This window comes from Streptosporangium sp. NPDC002524, assembly GCF_040295985.1.
GTDB lineage: Bacteria > Actinomycetota > Actinomycetes > Streptosporangiales > Streptosporangiaceae > Streptosporangium.
In genome coordinates this window covers 38,111-54,747 of sequence record NZ_JBEOWK010000011.1, presented here as the reverse complement: position 1 = coordinate 54,747, position 16,637 = coordinate 38,111, and the positions used below count along the sequence as shown (strand labels likewise).

Annotated in this window: 14 protein-coding genes; 3 read left to right on the top strand and 11 right to left on the bottom strand. The window is 72.0% G+C overall.

The features are described 5' to 3' along the window. Positions 1–7: 7 nt before the first annotated feature. A complete protein-coding gene (locus ABT053_RS20210; protein WP_350970634.1) occupies positions 8–877 on the top strand; it encodes a TetR/AcrR family transcriptional regulator in 870 nt (289 codons plus the stop codon). A 33-nt stretch (positions 878–910) separates the two neighbouring features. Beyond that, on the top strand, positions 911–3,259 hold the full coding sequence (locus ABT053_RS20205) for an SDR family NAD(P)-dependent oxidoreductase (protein ID WP_350970633.1): 2,349 nt from the start codon (positions 911–913) through the stop codon (positions 3,257–3,259). A gap of 118 nt (positions 3,260–3,377) precedes the next feature. Here the strand turns inward: ABT053_RS20205 and ABT053_RS20200 are convergent, their stop codons facing one another. From ABT053_RS20200 to ABT053_RS20170, 7 genes are read right to left on the bottom strand one after another with little or no spacing between them, the layout of a single operon-like run. After that, positions 3,378–4,577: an MFS transporter gene (locus tag ABT053_RS20200; protein ID WP_350970632.1), complete on the bottom strand. Its 1,200-nt coding sequence runs from the start codon at positions 4,575–4,577 to the stop codon at positions 3,378–3,380. Beyond that, complete coding sequence (locus tag ABT053_RS20195) at positions 4,574–4,789, bottom strand: hypothetical protein (RefSeq protein WP_350970631.1); 216 nt, start codon at positions 4,787–4,789, stop codon at positions 4,574–4,576. Before ABT053_RS20195 ends, ABT053_RS20200 begins: the two co-directional genes overlap by 4 nt. 41 nt (positions 4,790–4,830) lie before the next feature. Further along, entirely contained in the window at positions 4,831–6,222 is a 1,392-nt protein-coding gene (locus ABT053_RS20190; RefSeq protein WP_350970630.1) for an ABC transporter substrate-binding protein, read from the bottom strand. A 20-nt stretch (positions 6,223–6,242) separates the two neighbouring features. Next, complete coding sequence (locus ABT053_RS20185; protein ID WP_350970629.1) at positions 6,243–7,244, bottom strand: Gfo/Idh/MocA family protein; 1,002 nt, start codon at positions 7,242–7,244, stop codon at positions 6,243–6,245. Then, positions 7,241–8,194 carry an NAD(P)-dependent oxidoreductase gene (locus tag ABT053_RS20180; RefSeq protein WP_350970628.1) on the bottom strand — a complete coding sequence of 318 codons (954 nt, stop codon included), beginning with the start codon at positions 8,192–8,194 and terminating at the stop codon, positions 7,241–7,243. The genes ABT053_RS20185 and ABT053_RS20180 overlap by 4 nt, the downstream gene beginning before the upstream one ends. An 8-nt stretch (positions 8,195–8,202) precedes the next feature. Then, entirely contained in the window at positions 8,203–9,042 is an 840-nt protein-coding gene (locus tag ABT053_RS20175) for a DUF6807 family protein (RefSeq protein WP_350970627.1), read from the bottom strand. Continuing rightward, the gene (locus ABT053_RS20170; protein ID WP_350970626.1) at positions 9,032–10,138 is read right to left on the bottom strand and encodes a Gfo/Idh/MocA family protein; all 1,107 of its coding nucleotides are present in this window, start codon (positions 10,136–10,138) and stop codon (positions 9,032–9,034) included. The genes ABT053_RS20175 and ABT053_RS20170 overlap by 11 nt, the downstream gene beginning before the upstream one ends. 79 nt (positions 10,139–10,217) lie before the next feature. On the opposite strand from ABT053_RS20170, the gene ABT053_RS20165 reads away from it, so the two are divergent. Continuing rightward, positions 10,218–11,363 (top strand): AraC family transcriptional regulator, encoded by a 1,146-nt coding sequence (locus tag ABT053_RS20165; protein WP_350970625.1) that lies wholly within the window; start codon positions 10,218–10,220, stop codon positions 11,361–11,363. Here the strand turns inward: ABT053_RS20165 and ABT053_RS20160 are convergent. The 4 genes from ABT053_RS20160 to ABT053_RS20145 form a co-directional block, all read right to left on the bottom strand. Further along, complete coding sequence (locus ABT053_RS20160; protein WP_350970624.1) at positions 11,360–12,307, bottom strand: carbohydrate ABC transporter permease; 948 nt, start codon at positions 12,305–12,307, stop codon at positions 11,360–11,362. The two genes, ABT053_RS20165 and ABT053_RS20160, sit on opposite strands and share 4 nt — an antisense overlap. Then, positions 12,304–13,203 carry a carbohydrate ABC transporter permease gene (locus tag ABT053_RS20155; RefSeq protein WP_350970623.1) on the bottom strand — a complete coding sequence of 300 codons (900 nt, stop codon included), beginning with the start codon at positions 13,201–13,203 and terminating at the stop codon, positions 12,304–12,306. The genes ABT053_RS20160 and ABT053_RS20155 overlap by 4 nt, the downstream gene beginning before the upstream one ends. 5 nt (positions 13,204–13,208) lie before the next feature. Then, complete coding sequence (locus ABT053_RS20150; protein WP_350970622.1) at positions 13,209–13,406, bottom strand: hypothetical protein; 198 nt, start codon at positions 13,404–13,406, stop codon at positions 13,209–13,211. A gap of 506 nt (positions 13,407–13,912) precedes the next feature. Beyond that, on the bottom strand, positions 13,913–16,534 hold the full coding sequence (locus ABT053_RS20145) for a DUF7824 domain-containing protein (RefSeq protein WP_350970621.1): 2,622 nt from the start codon (positions 16,532–16,534) through the stop codon (positions 13,913–13,915). Between the last annotated feature and the right edge of the window lie 103 nt (positions 16,535–16,637).

Here is a 16,637-nt window from a genome sequence, read left to right as displayed (position 1 = left end):
GTCCGGCATGAGGAAGAGCGGGAAGAGCGGGAAGAGCGGGGAGAGCAGAAGAAGCAGCGAAGGCAGGGAAAGCCGGGAAGCCGGGGAAAGCCGGGAAAGCCGGGAAAGCGGAGAAGGCGGAGAAGGCGGGGAAGGCGTCTCCGCGCCCCGGGCGCGCCGCAGGGGGCGCCCGCCCAGGGACCGCTCGGCGCCGCCGGCGCCGTCGACGCCCGACCGCATCCTCACCGAGGCGACGGACCTCTTCGCCCGGCACGGCGCCGACGGCGTCTCCATGCGCGACATCGCCGCCCGGGTCGGGATCGACGTCTCCAGCGTGCACCACCACTTCCCGTCGAAGGCGTCCCTGTACGACGCCTGCTTCGCGCGCGTCTTCGAGCTGGAGCAGGCGACGCTCACCCCGCCGGTGCGCGCCTTCCTCGCCGCCGTGCGCTCGGACCCCCCGGGCGACGTCGTGGGCGCCATGCACGCCCTGGTGGACGCGTTCGTCGACTTCCTCGACGAGCATCCCCAGACCACGTTCCTGTGGCTGCGGCGGTGGCTGGACCCCAGCCTCCACCTGTCCCTGGACGAGGCGTACTCGCTGCCGATCTACGGCGAGATCGAGTGCGCCCTGCTGGAGGCGGCCACCCGCGGCCTCGTCGTCGAGCCGACGCCGCACATCACCGTGCGCAGCCTGGTCTGGGCGGCCCACGGCCACGTGACCGCGCTCAGCGCCCTGAACGGCCTGAAGGGCCCAAACGGTCCGAACGGCCCGAACGGCCACGGTGGCGACGCCGTGATCGGCGACCGCGAGAGGCGCGAGTTCCGCGCCTACGCCCACCGCTTCGTCGACCGGCTCTACACGACCCCTGGCGCGGGCGCCTCGGACGGCCAATAATTCCATCAACCGATGGAATATGGGAGGCAACGGATGGGCGCGAGGGAAGCGGGCCGGGAAGCGGCCGGCGGCGACGGCGTGGCGAGCCCGGTGACGGCCGCCGACCGCGAGGACCCGGCCGACCGGAGCGCGCCCGAGACCACCGGCGGCACCCCGGACCGGAGCGTGACCGCCGACGCGGGCCACGACATGACCGCCACCGGCGGCACCCCGGACCGGAGCGTGACCGCCGACGCGGGCCGCGGCAGGACCGCCACCGGCGGTACGCCGAATCGCGGGGTGACCGCCGTCGTCGGCGGCGGTGCGGCGGGCATCGCCGCGGCCAAGGCCCTCATTGAGGCCGGTCTGCCCGTCCTCGGCGTCGAGCGCGCCGCCTCCCTCGGCGGCCTGTGGCGGCTGGACGCCGACACCGCCTCCTACGAGGGCCTCCGCCTCAACACGAGCAAGCCGCGCACGGAGTTCTCCGACTTCCCGATGCCCGCCGGGTGGCCCGACTACCCGAGCCGCGCCCAGCTGCTCGAATACCTGCGGTCCTACGCCGACCGCTTCGGGGTCGGCGAGCGCTTCAGGTTCGGCACGACGCTCGAATCGGCCCGGCGCACCGGGGACGGCTGGGAGCTGGAGCTGACCGGCCCCGAGGGACCGTACCGCGAGACGGTGGAGCACCTGGTGGTGGCGAACGGCCACAACCACGAGCCCCGGCTCCCCGAACCTCCGTACCCGGGGACGTTCACCGGCACCGAGTCGCACGCGCACGACTACGTCACCCCCGCCGGGCTGGCCGGGAGGCGCGTGCTCGTGGTGGGCACCGGCAACTCCGCGATGGACATCGCCGCCGAGCTGTCCGGTCACGCGTCCGCCGTGCTGCTGTCGGCCAGGCGGGGGGTCTGGGTGCTGCCCAAGCGGCTGCTGGGCCGCCCCTCCGACCAGCTCAACGGCGCCCTCGCGGCCCTGCTGCCCTGGCGGGTGCGGCAGGTGGTCTCCCAGGCGGTGCTCAGGGTCGCCGACCGGAAGCCCGCCGGGCCGCGCCTGCCCGCGCCCCGCGAGGGCGTGCTCCAGGACCACCCCACCCTGAGCGACTCCGTCCCCCGGCTGATCGCGGAGGGGAAGGTGCTCGCCCGCCAGGGCATCGCGCGCCTGGACGGCCCCCGGGTCCATTTCGCCGACGGCCGGGTGGACGAGGTCGACCACATCGTCTGGTGCACCGGCTACCGGGCCGTGACGCCGTTCCTGGACACCGCGACGATGCCCGACCCGGCGAGCGCGCTGCTCTACCGCCACGTCTTCCCCATCGGCGACGACACGATCAGCTACGTCGGGCTGATGCAGTCGACCGGCTCGGCGCTGCCCGTCGTCGAGGCGCAGAGCCGCCTCGTGGCCGCCGTACGCGCGGGAACCCACCGGCTGCCCGACCCCGCGACCGCGCGGAGGATCGCCTCCGCCGAGCTCGACGCCGCCCGCGACCGCTGGGGAGGGCGCAGGCCCCACATGCGGATCGACGTCGACCAATATCTCCGCGTCATGGACCGCGAGCTGCGCGCCGCCCCGTCCCGCGCGCTGGCCGGGCGCCGGATCCTGGTCACCGGCGCGGCGGGCACCTTCGGCAGGGCGATGAGCGCGCGGTTCACCGCCCAGGGCGCGCGCGTGGTCGGCCTGGACATCGTGGGCACGGCCCACCCCGGCGACTCCGAGATCCCGATCATCGCGTGCGACATCACCTCCCAGGAGTCCGTCGACGCCGCGGTGGCCGAGGCCGCGGACCTGCTCGGCGGCATCGACCTGCTGGTCAACAACGCGGGACGCGGCGGGCCCGCCCCGGCCGAGCTCGCCCCCGGCGAGGAGGTCGAGGCGCAGCTGCGGCTGAACCTCCTCGGCGCCTGGCGCGTGACGGCGACGGTCATGCCCCACCTGGTACGCACGCGCGGGCGGGTGGTCTTCATCGCCTCGCGGATGGCGCTCCTGCCGCTGCCGCTGGCGGCGGCGTACGGCGTCTCCAAGCGCGCCCTCGCGGCCTACGCCGACGCGCTCCGGCTGGAGGTCGGCACGCACGTCGGCGTGACGACGGTCTACCCGAGCATGGTCCGCAGCCCGATCCACGACAGCACGCGGCAGGCGGGGCTGTCGCTGGACGCGGTGTCGAGGCCGGAACCCGTCGAGGGCGTGGTCGACGCGATCGTCCGCGCCGTCACCGCCCGCCGCGCCCCGCGCGACGTGGCGACCACCGCCCGGGGACGCGTCGAGATGATGGTCGGCAGGCACGCCCCCTCCCTGGCCGACCGTCTCGTACGCCGCACCGTCGCGGCCCGCGTGGCGGCCGGTGACTTCGCGGGCGCTCCCCTGGCCGCGGGGATGGTGAGCAGGCACCGGAGCCGGGGCCGGTAGGGACGCGTCCGCTCCGCCGTCGGCGACCGCACCCGGTCGATGAGCGGGCCCGCCCACGGCCCCGCGCGGCGACGGCGAACGCGCCGCGGTTCCGGCGGACGACCGGGGGTGCGGCCGGTCACGACACGACCAGTGCTCCTCGTCGGCCGATCGCCCAGATCGCCAGGGCGAGTACCGACAGCGCCATGCCCGCGACGCTCACCGCGCGCCACTCCCCCACCGACCACAGCACCACGGCGGCGGCCGACCCGATCGCCCCGCCGATGAAGTTCCCCGTCACGAAGGTCGTGTTCAACCGGCTCCGCGCCTCGTCGGACACCGAGAAGATCCGCGTCTGGTTGAGGATGTTCAGCCCCTGGATCGCCACGTCGACCAGCACCACCACGACGAGAACGAGCAGCACGGACCGCTCGGCGAACATCGCGACGACGAACGACGCGAGCACCAGCGCCCACGCGATCCCCGTGGCGGGGAGGGACCAGCCGCGGTCGTGCAGCCGTCCGGCCCGCCGCGCGGCCAGTGCCCCGGCCAGCCCGGCCAGGCCGAAGAGGCCGATCACCGGGACGGGGTACTCGAAGGGCGGCGAGCTCAGCAGGAAGGTGAGCGACGTCCAGAACATGGTGAAGATCGCGAAGCCGGTCCCGGCCAGCAGCAGCGTCCAGCGCACCGCCCGCTCCCGCCGTACCACCGCGAACACCGACGCGATCAGCCGGGGGTAGGGCAGCCGCGTCTTCGGCTCCAGCTCGGGGATCCTCCGGTAGAGCAGGCCCGCCAGCAGGACGGCCACGACGGCGGCGGCCGCGAAGATGGTCCGCCAGCCCGCGAACCCGGCGACCAGGCCGCTGATCGTACGGGAGATCAGGATGCCCGTCAGGATGCCCGACGTCACGGTCCCGACCACGTGGCCGCGCTGGGACTCCACGGCCAGGTCCCCGGCCAGCGGTGTCAGCAGCTGCCCGGCCACGGTCGTGACGCCCAGCAGCGAGATCGCCGCCAGCAGCAGCCAGAAGGACGGCGCCAGGGCGCACAGCACCAGCGCCACGGCCGACACGAGCAGCATCAGGGGAATGAGCCGCCGCCGGTCCAGGACGTCGCCCAGCGGGACGAACAGCAGGACGCCGATCGCGTAGCCGACCTGGGTGGCCGTGACGAGCCACCCGGCGACGGCGGTGGAGGCGTGCAGGTCCTTGGCGATGAAGTCGAGGAGGGGCTGGGCCCAGTAGAGGTTGCCGACCGCCGCGCCACCGGCGACGGCGAAGAGGAAGGTCAGGCCACCGGTCATGACCTGGGGAGGGGGTGGTGCGGGCTGTACGGTCACCCGGACATGCTCGCACGCGGGGGGCCGCCGGCCCTGGGCGGGGACCGGCGGCCGACCGGGCCGGCCGGGTCGGCCCGCTCGATCAGCCCTGCCCGCCCGATCAACCCGGCCCGGTCGATCAACCCGGTCACCCCGGTCACCCCGGTCAGCACGGTCAGGCTGATCAACCCGGTCACCCCGGTCACCCCGGTCAGCACGGTCAGGCTGATCAACCCGGTCACCCCGGCCCGGCTGGCCAGCCCGGTCAGATCGGTCAGCCCTTCGCGGAGGTGGAGTAAACAGGCGGGATGAGGCCCGCGGTGACGTCGGCCTTGAAGGCCTTGTCGAGACCGGCGCAGAACTGCGCCGCCGACATGTCGCCGTTCACCACCTTGTCGATGTTCTCCAGGATGAACTGCTCGGCCTTGCCGCCGAAGGAGGTCCAGGTGGTGTACCCGACGGCGCCCTTCTCCGAGGCGTCGTTGATCCTCTGGTAGTGGTCGACGACCCGCTGGTCCACGCCCGGGGGCACGTCGGCCTGGGTGAAGGTGATCGGGAGCGGCACCCGCAGCCCCAGTGAGGTGGCCTCCCACATGGTCGTGACGTCCGAGAGCATCCAGCTCAGGTAGGCGGCGGCGGCCGGGAGGTTCTTGGAGGCCGCGTTGATCGACATGGTGCCGCCGACCGACAGCGGGTAGATCTCGGCGGGCACGCCGGGCGCGAGCGGGGGCAGCGGCGCCTCGGCCCACTCGGAGCCGGCCTCCTTGAAGTACTCGTCCAGGGCGGCGAACTCCCAGCTCCCGGAGATGTACATGCCCGCCTTGCCCTCGGCGAACATGGCGTACTTCTGCGGGTCCTGGAGGGAGAAGTACTGCTTGGCGCCACCGGCGAAGTAGCCCTTGCCGAAGTAGTCGGCCAGGAGCTGGATCGAGTCGACGAACGACTGGTCGGTGAGGGGCAGCTTGCCGGTGAGCGCCTGGTTGATCTTGGCGGGACCGGCCACGCCGTTCATGAACGAGCTGACCAGCCAGTCGGTGGCGCCCTGGTAGGTGGCGTTGGCGTTGACGAACGGCACGATGCCCTTGGCCTGCATCTCGCCCGCGAGCTTCTCCAGGGAGGCCCGGTCGGTCGGCGGGGTCCAGCCGTTCTCGGCGAACAGTTTCTTGTTGTAGTAGAGGACGAGGGTCTCGTAGTAGAGCGGGACGGCGAGGAACTTCCCGTCGATGACGCCCATGTCGTAGGCCCAGGGCAGGATGCGTTCCTTCCAGCCCTCCTTCTCGGCCAGCGGGCCGAGGTCGGTGAGGTAGCCCGCCTCGGCGTAGGGGATGGCGGTGGAGGAGCCGGGGGTCTCGATGAAGTCGGGGCCGCGCCCGGCCGCGAGGGCGGTCTTGACCTTCTGGGCGAGGGTGCCGCCGGTGCTGGGGATCGCGTCGACCGTGACCTTTGGATATGTCTTCTTGTACGGCTCGATGTACCACTTCTCGAATTCCTTGACCGACTTCTCGTCGTTGGAATCGAGGTCGTACCACATCGTGACCTTGCCGCCGATCTCCGCGGCGGCGGTGGGCACGACGGTGTTGTTCTTGACCGCGGGGGGCTCTGCGGCGCAACCGCCGAGCAGGGTGAGCGCGGCCACCAACGCGATCGTACGGCGACGTGTGACCATGTCTGGCTCCTTTTTGCCGGTCAGAAGGGGGGGATCGCGACGGGCGCGCCGCCGCGTCGGGCCGAGGCGTGGGCGGCGATGCCGACCGCCGTCCAGTTCGCGGCCCGGGTGTGGTCGATCGCGGGCGGGCGGCCCTCGACGACGGCGGACACGAATTCGTGCACGAGATGCGGATGCGAACCGTCGTGGCCGCCGCTCGTGTACGCGCGGATCTCCTCGGGCAGCAGGTCGGGCCGGTCCGGCGGGATCACCGGTTCGGTCGTGACCTGACGGCCCCTCGCCTCCGTCGGAGGCCGGAGTGTGTGCAGGACCATGTCGCGGTCCCATTCGAAACCGAGCCGGTCGCCGTAGACGGAGAAGGTCTCGGCGTAGGGGCGGGCGACCTGGTAGAGCGAGCGGGTCAGCTCGACGACGGTGTTCCTGCCCGCCACCCGTACCAGCGCCGACTCGACGGCGAACTCGTTGTCGTACCCGCCCCGGTTCTCCGGTTCGAGCAGGCCGCCCCCGAGGGCGGTGACCTCCACGGCCGGGGCGCCGAGCAGGTGCAGGATCGGCGCGACGGCATGGGTGGCGTAGTGCATGGGCGGCAGGCCGCGCCAGTAGCCGGGCCAGCCGGTCATGTCCTGGGTGTGCACGCCCCTGGCGTGGTTGATCTCCCCGAAGGCGAGGCCCGCGGCGTACAGGAAGGCCCGCGTGTAGACCGCGGTCTCCATCATCATGTACGTCGTCCCGGCCCGCTCCCGGGCGCCGAGCACCCGTTCGACGTCGGCGAGCGACAGGGCCATCGGCACCGTGCTCGCCACGTGCTTGCCCGCCTCCAGGGCGGCCACGACGTGGTCGGCCCGGTCGGTCAGCCCGGTGACGACGTGCACCGCGTCGACCGTGGGGTCGGCCAGCACGTCGTCAAGGGACGAGCCCTCGATCGGGTCGGCCACCACCACGGACGACACCAGGGGATGGTCGCGGTAGATCGGGACGAACTGCCGTCCGAACCCCAGTCCCGCCACCGCGACCTTGATCATCGCCCTGACTCCGGGAAGAGCGCGGCCAGTGCCTCGGCGAGGCGGAGGTTGGACTCGCGGGTGCGTCCGGCGTTGTGCGGGGTGTGCACGACGTTGTGCCGCCCGAGGAGCGGGTCGTCCAGCGGCACCGGTTCGACGTCGAACACGTCGGCGGCCAGGCTCAGCTCGTCGGCGAGCACCCTGCGGCGCAGCTCCGGCATGTCGACGACGGCCGCCCGGGTCACCAGCACGACCAGGCAGCCCTTGGGCAGGGCGCGGACGTGCTCGGCGGTGACCAGCCCTTCGGTGCCCGGCAGCAGCGGCACCATCGGGGCGAAGATCTCCGCGTCGGCGAGCAGGTTCTCCAGGTGGTGGACCCGGCGGGCGCCCGACCGGTGGAAGGACGGCTCGGCGGCGAACGGGTCCCAGGCGGCGACGTCCGCGCCCAGCATGTGGGTGAAGGAGGCGTAGCGGCTCGCGATGTTGCCCGCGCCGACGATCCGCACCCGGGTGCCCTCCACGGTGCCCGCGGTGAAGTCGGGGTTGTCGGAGTACTGGCCGTAGGAGTGGTTCCACGGGTCGAGGCTCTGGACGATCTCGTGGTGCGTCTGCGGGATGCGCCGCAGCGCGCCGATCGTGAGGCCGAGGGCGAACTCGGAGACCGACTGGCCCCAGTAGCCCTCCGAGGGCAGGGTGAGCTGCCGGATCCCCCGCGACCTCAGCAGCTCGTCCGTCTCGGGCGGGGACCGGTAGCCGGAGGTGGCGTACACCTCGGCCAGCGCCGGGAACCGGTCGAGGTCCTCCCCCGTGGGCAGCGCGCCCAGGGAGATCAGCCGCTCGGTGTCCGCGGGGAGGCCCTCCAGGGTGGCCTGGCGGGTCAGGGTGGCCCCGGGCAGCAGGCCGAGCAGGTGGTCGGCCGTGAAGGGCCAGTGCCACTCGAACTCCGGGGTGGCGGCGATCGTCGTCTTCATCGTGGTCCTCATGTGGTGAACGACGTCCAGATCTCGTCGATGGTCTCGGGGCCGGCGGGTTCGGCGAACACCGCGACGCGGTGCCGGAAGGCCCGGCTCTCGCCCTCGCCGAGGGTCCACGGCCCGGCGACGCAGGCGCTGGGCGCGACGCCGAACTCGTGGTCGACCCGCCAGGGCACCGGGTGTTCGAGGTTGCCGGGGTGGTCCATCACCGCGACCTGCGCCTCGCCGGTGTGGCCGGGCACCGCCATCCGCACCGCCACCCAGCGGGCCCGCTGTCCCTCCGTCGCCGCGTCCTCCTGACCCTCGCTGTTGACCGCGTGGCCGCCGGTCTCCTTCCGGTACGGCATGCGCAGGAACAGCCCGCCGTACGCGTACTGCCCGAAGGTCAGCGGGACCTCCGCCTGGAAGGTGAGCACGACGTCCAGGTCGTAGCGGTCGCCGTGGTCGGTGAGCAGCCAGTCCTGGGTCTCCCGCATGAGGAGGGAGCCGTCGGGGTGGCGGTAGTCGGTGCCGACCGACCACCACGCCCGGTTGTCCTTCGCCTGGGGGGTGCCCTGGAGGCGGGGGTGGAAGGTGCCGTCGGTGGCGGCGTGGGCGGGGCGCAGGCCCTCCAGCCAGAAGCCGACGCCGTTGACGTCGTTGAGGCCGACGTAGAGGCCGTGCTGCCACGGGTGGTGGCCGGGCGCGTCCTCGGTGACCGCCGCGGTGCCGCCGGGCACCACGATCGGGTGGACGAAGGGGCGCCTGCCGGGCGTGGCGTTCTGCACCACGATCGGGGTCCGGGAGCCCGCGTGGAAGACCCCGGCCCAGCCAGCGTCCGCGAGAACGGTCAGTTCAGTGGTCATCGCCGTACCCCGGGATGTCGAGCTCGACGCCTTCCAGGGCCGACTGGTGGGCGCGGATCCCGGCGCTGGTCCAGTTGGCGGAGGCGTACACGTCGGGGAAGGGGCGGCGGTTCTCGATGACGGCCGTCAGGAACTCGTGCGCCAGGTGGGGGTGGGAGCCGCCGTGGCCGCCGCCCTGGGTGAAGGACAGGTGCTGGTCGCCGTCGGCGCCGTAGACGCCCTTGGTGGTGAAGCGGCGGATCTCCTCGGGGAGCAGGTGGGCGAAGTCGGGGACCTCGCTCCGCTCTCCGTCCTCACCGGTGAAGATCACCGGGTGTTCCCGTTCGAGCTGCTGCCACTCGTAGCTCCTCAGGGAGCCGTACACGTCGAAGCTCTCCACGTACTCGCGGGCGACGTCGTACAGGGACCTCGTGACCTCCATCGCCAGGTCGGAGTCGCGCAGCGAGAACACCGCGCTCTCCACGGCGAAGCGCAGGCCGGACCCGGGATCGCGACCGCCGACCAGTCCCGATCCCACGCAGCGCACCGAGGCGGCCCGCGCCCCGGCCAGCGCGAGCAGCGGCGCCACCGCGTGGGTGGCGTAGTGCATCGGCGCCATGCTCCGCCAGTAGTCCGGCCAGCCCGCCATCTCCTGCATGTGGGCGCCGCGCAGGAACTGGATCCGGCCCAGCGCGCCGCTGTCCAGCAGTTCCTTCGCGTAGAGGAACTCCCGCGTGTAGACGGCGGTCTCCATCATCATGTACGCCTTGCCCGACGCCTCCTGGGCGGCGACCACCCGGGCGCAGTCCTCCAGCGAGACCGCCATGGGCACCGTGCACGCCACGTGCTTGCCCGCCTCCAGCGCGGCCACCGACTGGTCGGCGTGGGCGCCGATCGGGGTGTTGATGTGCACCGCGTCGATGTCGGGGTCCGCCAGCATGGCGTCGTAGTCGGTGTAGCGGCCCTCGATGCCGAACCGGTCGGCGATCTCGCCGAGGGAGTCCTCCGACCGCTGGCACACGGCGACCAGCTCGGCGTTCGGATGCGCCTGGTAGATCGGGATGAACTCGGCTCCGAACCCGAGGCCCGCGATGGCGACCCGTACCTTCTCTGTCATGGCGTCAAAGGTACGAACGACGCTGAACTGGGACCATGCAATTTCTCGCAGCCTTCCTTCGATTTACTACATTGTGAAAATGGCGGAAACCAGACATGTCGCCCTGCTCGTCGAGACCTCCAACGCTTACGCGAGGGGCCTGCTGGTGGGGATCAAGAAATATCTCGTCACCCACCCCGGATGGTCGATCTACCTGGGCGAGCACAGCCGCCAGGAGACCGACCTGTCGTGGCTCGGCGGGTGGCGGGGCGACGGGGTGATCGCCCGCATCGAGAACGCCGAGACCGCCCGCCAGGTGCGCCGCCTCGGGGTGCCCGCCGTCGACCTGAGCGCCGCCTACCTGGCGCCCGAGCTGTCCTGCGTGGAGACCGACGACGACGTGATCGCCCGGCTCGCCGTCGAGCACTTCACCGTGCGGGGGCTGCGGAACGTCGCCTACTGCGGCGACGCCCGGTTCGGCTGGTCGGTGAAACGCGGCACCGGCTTCGCCGCGCACGCCGCCCGGCACGACCTGGCCGCGTACGAGTTCCAGATGGAGCACACCCGCGACCTGGCCGCCGAACGCGAGGCGATGACCGGATGGCTGCTCGGGCTGCCCAAGCCGGTGGGCGTGCTGGCCTGCTACGACATCGCCGGGCAGGAGATCCTGGAAGCCTGCAAGATCGCCGGTCTGGCGGTGCCGGACACCGTCGCCGTGCTGGGCGTCGACAACGACGAGCTGATCTGCAACCTGACCACGCCGCCGCTGTCGAGCATCCAGCCCGACACCACCCACACCGGCTTCCTCGCCGCCTCGCTGCTCGACCAGATGATGTCCGGCCAGGCCCTCGAGCCGAGGCTGCACCTGATCGAGCCGCTCCGGGTGGTCACCCGGCAGTCGAGCGACATCCTGGCCGTCGACGACCCGATCGTGGCCGGCGCGCTCCAGCTCATCCGGGACCGCGTCGACGACGGCCTCGCGGTGGAGGCCGTGCAGCGCCACGTGGGGCTCTCGCGGCGCTCGCTCGACTACCGGTTCACGCGGGCGCTGGGCCGTACCGTCCACGAGGAGATCACCAGGGTCCGCATGGAGCGCCTCGCCCACCTGCTGATCCAGACCGACTGGTCGCTGCCGCAGCTCGCCGGGCGGATGAACTTCAGCCACTCCGAGTACATGGGAGTGGCCTTCAAGAAGTTCACCGGCAAGTCGCCGGGCGAGTACCGCCGGGCGCACCACTCGCGTTAACCCTTCACTCCACCGCTGGCCAGGCCCGCGATGAACTTGCGCTGCATGAACAGGAACAGCAGCACGGCGGGCAGCGTCATGATGACCGCGGCCGCGTTGACCAGCCCGAAGAGCTGGGTGTGCCCCTGGCTGTACTGGAGCAGCGCGGTGGCCATCGGCAGCTTCTCCGGCGTGGTCACGAAGATGACCGAGAAGAGCAGCTCCGAGTACGCCCCCAGGCCCGCCACCAGCCCCACGGTGAGCAGCCCCGGCCTGGCCAGGGGCAGGATGACGCGCCAGGCGATCTGCCACTCGTTGGCGCCATCGATCCTGGCCGCCTCGTCGAGCTCCCTCGGGATGCCGACCAGGAACGTGCGCAGCAGCAGCACCGAGAACGGCGTGTTCAGCGCCACGTAGATGACGACCAGGCCGAACAGGCTGTCGATCAGGTTCAGGTTCGACCACAGGAAGAACAGCGGCACGATGAACATCTGCACCGGCAGCGAGATCACCACGAACAGGTAGTTCTCCATGCCCCGCTTGAACGGCAGGTCGAGCCGTGCCATCGAGTAGGCGCAGGCGCCCGCGCACACGCAGGTGCCGATCACCGTGCCGCCCACCAGGACGACGCTGTTCCACATGCCCCGGCCGATGCTGCCCCGCGTCCAGGCCTCGACGTAGTTGCCGAACTCCAGGCTCGACGGCAGGCCCAGCGGGTTCTGGCCGAGTTCCAGGCTCGACTTGAACGAGTTGAACACCAGGATCAGCAGGGGCAGCCCGGCGAACAGCGCCAGCAGGGTCAGCACGACGTAGGAGACGGGGGTCCGCTGGATCCCTCCCGAGGTCCTGGAGGTCGTCCTGGGACCCGTCCCGAAGGTCTTCCTGAAGATCGTCCTGGGGGTCGTCCTGAGGGTCGTCTTGGAATTCGTCCTGGGGGTCGTTTTGAAAGTCGTCCCGGAGGTCACCGCGTGTCCTCGTTTCTGCGGATGAAGTGGAAGATCACCAGGAGGACGCCGCCGAGCAGCGAGATCACCAGCGCCATGAACGAGGCGTAGCCGGGTTCGAGCGCGGTGAACGCGGTCCGGTTGACCAGCAGCGACACCAGGTCGCTGGATCCGGCCGGGCCGCCGGCGGTGAGCGCGAAGGAGTAGTCGAAGGCCAGCAGCGCGCCGAGCGAGATGATCATGAGGGCGAACATCAGGGTCGCCCGGATGCCGGGCAGCGTGATGTGCCAGAACTCGCGGAACGGACCGGCCCCGTCGATCCGGGCCGCCTCGAACAACGAGGGATCGACGCTCTGCATCGCGGCCAGGAACAGCACCACCAGGAACCCCCAGAAGTGCCAGTTGTCGACGAACGCGACGCTGTAGAGCGACAGGTTCGAGTCGCCGAAGAAGTAGACGTCGTTGAGCCAGGTGATGCCGATCCTGTCGAGCTGCGCGGCGATCCCGGTGGCCGGGTCGAGCAGGCTCTTCCAGATCTGCGCGTTGACGACGCTGGCGATCACGTACGGGATGAAGAAGATCACCCGGAACAGGGAGGCGCCCCGGCGGACGCGCGACAGCATGAACGCCCCGACCAGGCCCATCGCCATCGGCACGGTCAGGAACAGCACCAGCCAGATGAGGTTGTGGCCGAGGGCGTTCCAGAAGGTCGCGTCCTCGATCAGCCGTCTGGCGTTGTCCAGGCCGGTGAAGCTGGGGGCGGAGAAGCCGTTCCAGTCGGTCCAGGCGTAGTAGAGGCTGCTCACCGCCGGGCCGGCGATCACCAGCAGGTTCAGCGCCAGCGCCGGGAAGGCGAAGGCGATGGCCACCAGCCGCCGCCTGCGCCGCCGGAGGCGGCCCTCGTCCGGGAGAGTCACCGCGGTCACCCTCGGCCACCCACGCCGGCCCCGGCCACGACTCCGGCCTCGACTCCGGCCTCGAACGCCAGCGGCATCGGCGACACCGGCCTGGCCGCGACACTGGCCTCGGACTCCTCGCCGACGCCCGCGCGGAACGCCCCGGGCCGGGCGGCCCCGGGGACCGTGGCCGGCCGTGTTCTCCTGGGGGACCGATGGATCATCGCCGGCTCCCTTCTCCTTGTGGCATTTCTGCCATGTTGCGTCATATGTACCTTTGCTCCCGTTGAGTACGGGAAAGACACACAAACTGTTACGGTGCCGTATCGGCGGCGTGTCCTTTGTTGGAGCAACGTACGAAGCCCGCACCCGCAGGACCATGCAGAATCCCGCTGGAATCCTTCGATTTCTTACACGCGCCTCGACAGAGGGCCAGACGGATCCCCCCAGGTGGACGGGGACTCGGCCCGCCCACCCTCATGGTCACCTTCACAGCCGACAGCCGGGGACCGGTTCAGGGGGCTGTTCGGGAGAGCCCCCGGTTCAAGAAGGCGAGGCGACCCACGTCGGGGAGATGGCCCAGGCCAGGAAGGTGGCTCAAGCCAGGAAGGCGGCCCAGGCCAGGAAGGCGGCCCAGGCCGGGAAGGCGGCTCAGCCGGCAGGGCGGTGATCACTCCTGCCTGGACCGATCAGCCGAGCCGGCGCTCCTCGTCGTGCTTCGAGCGCGTGGTCACCCTTCCTTCGCCGTCAACAGCCCGTGCAGGCGACGCGCCTCACGGAGCAGGCCGCTCGATCCCTTGCGCGCCGCCAGGGCCTCGATCTCGGGGATCGCCCCGCGGGCGCCGCACCACGCCGCCGCGGTGGTGGCCAGCGCCACGAAATCGGCCAGCCCGTGGCGCGGCCGGTGACCGGCCTGGGGCAGGAGCGACGGCAACGCCGCGGCGACCGCCGTCCACACCTCCTTGTGGGCGCCCTGGCGCGACGCCGACTCCAGGGCCGCCGTCAGGTGGACGAGCTTGATCTGGTCGTGTCCGACCAGCGCCGCCGCCTGCCCGCCGAGTTCGGCGGCCGGCAGGTCACCGCGGCCCGCCATCGTCAGCAGGACGTCGACGGCCTCCGGCGTGTCCGGGTTTCCCAGCAGGCGGGCGAGGACGAGCGCCACGGCCGTTCCCGGCGGCCCGTCGAGCCGGGCGAGCTCGCGCAGCTGGCCCGGCCGTACGGCCATGTGGTGCCACTGCTCGTGCTGGAGCTGCTGTGACAGGTAGGCGGCGGCCACCTCGCGGTGGGACGGGAACATCGACGGCCACCAGGCCGGCTGGATTCCGCCACCCTGCCTCGGGGAGTCGACGAACATCCGGTCGACGAGCGGCAGCCCGGTGGCCTGCGCTCGCACCGACGGGACGGGAATCACCTCTCCGTACCCGTATCCCGGGTAGGACCAGCCCATCTCCACCACCGGGTCGGCGAGCCGGGCGCCGGACAGCCATCGGGCGACCAGACGGCCGTCCGCCGAGGAGAGCCGTCCGGCGCGTTCGGCCGCCTCCGCGTCCCGCTCCCTCGGCAGCCGCAGGAGTGCCTGCTGCAGGTCGGCGGCGAGCGGCTTCGCCCCGGCGGCCTCGATGACCTCCAGCCTCGTCACCAGCTCGGCCGCCTCCACGTGCCCGGTCGTGAGGGTGGGGGTGGCGAGCAGCAGGGGCGGGACGACGTCCTGCTCCACGGCCATCTGGATCTCGGCGGCCCGGTGCAGCAGGAGCAGGCGTGGCGGGGGGAGACGGCGGGTGTCGGGGAGCCTGCTCTTCCAGGAGCCGCGCTCCGGCGCGATGCCGGTGAGGGAACACGCGGCACCGATCAGCCACTGGTGGACCCGGTTCCAGCGATGGACTCCGTGCAGGTGCCCGTGCCTGCCGGGCAGGGCGGCGGCCATGTCCTCCCGGTCCCGGTAATGGACTCCGTACAGGCTCTCGTACCTGCCGAGCAGGTGGATCTTGAACGCGGCGGCCGTGCCCTCCCGGTCCCGGTGCGTGAGGGCGACGAACCCGGCCAGCAATCGCTCCCACGCCTGCCAGTCGTCGGAGTCGTCCAGCAGGGGCACCATCTCCGCGACGGAACCGATCGGTTCCGGCATCCGCCGCGGGGTGTCGGGCCGAGGGAGCGCGGGCGGATCGAACCCGTCCCGCGGACCGGCCCCGGCCGGCTCCTCGCCGCCGAAGACCGCGAAGGCACGCCGTCCGAGGTCGGGCGGGAGCGTGCCGAGCGCGTCACGGATGACGGCACGGCCCTCGTCGCCTATCAGGGCCGCGTGCTTGGTCGCGAGGGTCAGCGCCCTTTCCTGGAGTTCGGCGGAGTCGGCGGCGAGCGCGAGCGCCAGCGGTCCGGCGATCGAGGACGCCAGGTCCGGTGAGAGCCGTACCCGCCGGTCCAGCCAGGTGAGCCCGGCACGGACGAGCTTGCGCTCGGGCCGGAAGAGCACCGCCTCCCATCCCTCCAGCAGGTCGAGGGGGTCGAGCCCGTCGAGCCCGCGCAGGTGCCGCAGCGCCAGCTCGGCGACCGGCCCCGGGGCCGCGGGCAGCAGCCGCAGGTAGTCACGGGCCCGCGGCTCGATCTCGTGCGGTGCGGGATCCAGGGCCTCGTGCAGGCGGACGAAGAACCGCAGCTCCGTCACCGAACCGCCCAGCAGGAACCGCCTGACGCATCCCCGGAGCAACTCCGACCGTCTCGCCCCGTCCGCCGCGGCCAGGGCGCTCAGGGCAACCGTCAACGACCCGGCCGAATCGCTCTCCCACCGCAGGGCCCGCCCCACCCCCTGGGCCTCGAAGAGGCGGGGAAGCATGACGTCGAGGAGCGGATCCTCGTGCGGAGCGGGCGGTGCGGACGCGGCGGCCGCGCTCGCCCATCCGGCGACCACCGGATCGTGGGCCGGCACCTCGATCCCGGTCGCGCGGAGCAGGGCGAGCGCCAGCTCCATGCCGCGGTCCTCCGCCGTCCGGAGCCTCAGCACGAGCCGCCCCGCCAGGTCGGCCCGCCACTCCGCCGGCCGGGCCGCGAGGATCCTCATGATCCGCCCGGTGTCCCCGTACGGCGGGCTCCAGCTGTTGGTGAAGTCCCTGCGGTTCAGCCAGGTCGCCACGGCGGCCGCTCCGGGGAGGACCCCCGCCCCGGCGGCGCGGAGCACCTCGGCGTGGTCGTCGAGCCTCTGCCAGGACTCGCGCCGGCCGCGCAGCGTCTTCAGGTATCCGGGAAGGTGACCGGCGACCTCCTTGCGCGCCTCCTCGTCCAGCCCGGCGATCCGGGCCGCGACGGCGTCGGCGTCCCGGCGGTCGATGAGCCCGCGGATCTCCTCCCACGCGCTCACGCGACGGCCTCCGCACGACGACCGGCCTCTTCATCGCGACCGGCCTCTTCCCGGCGGGAGACCTCTTCACGACAGGAGACCTCTTCGCGGCGGGAGGTCCGAG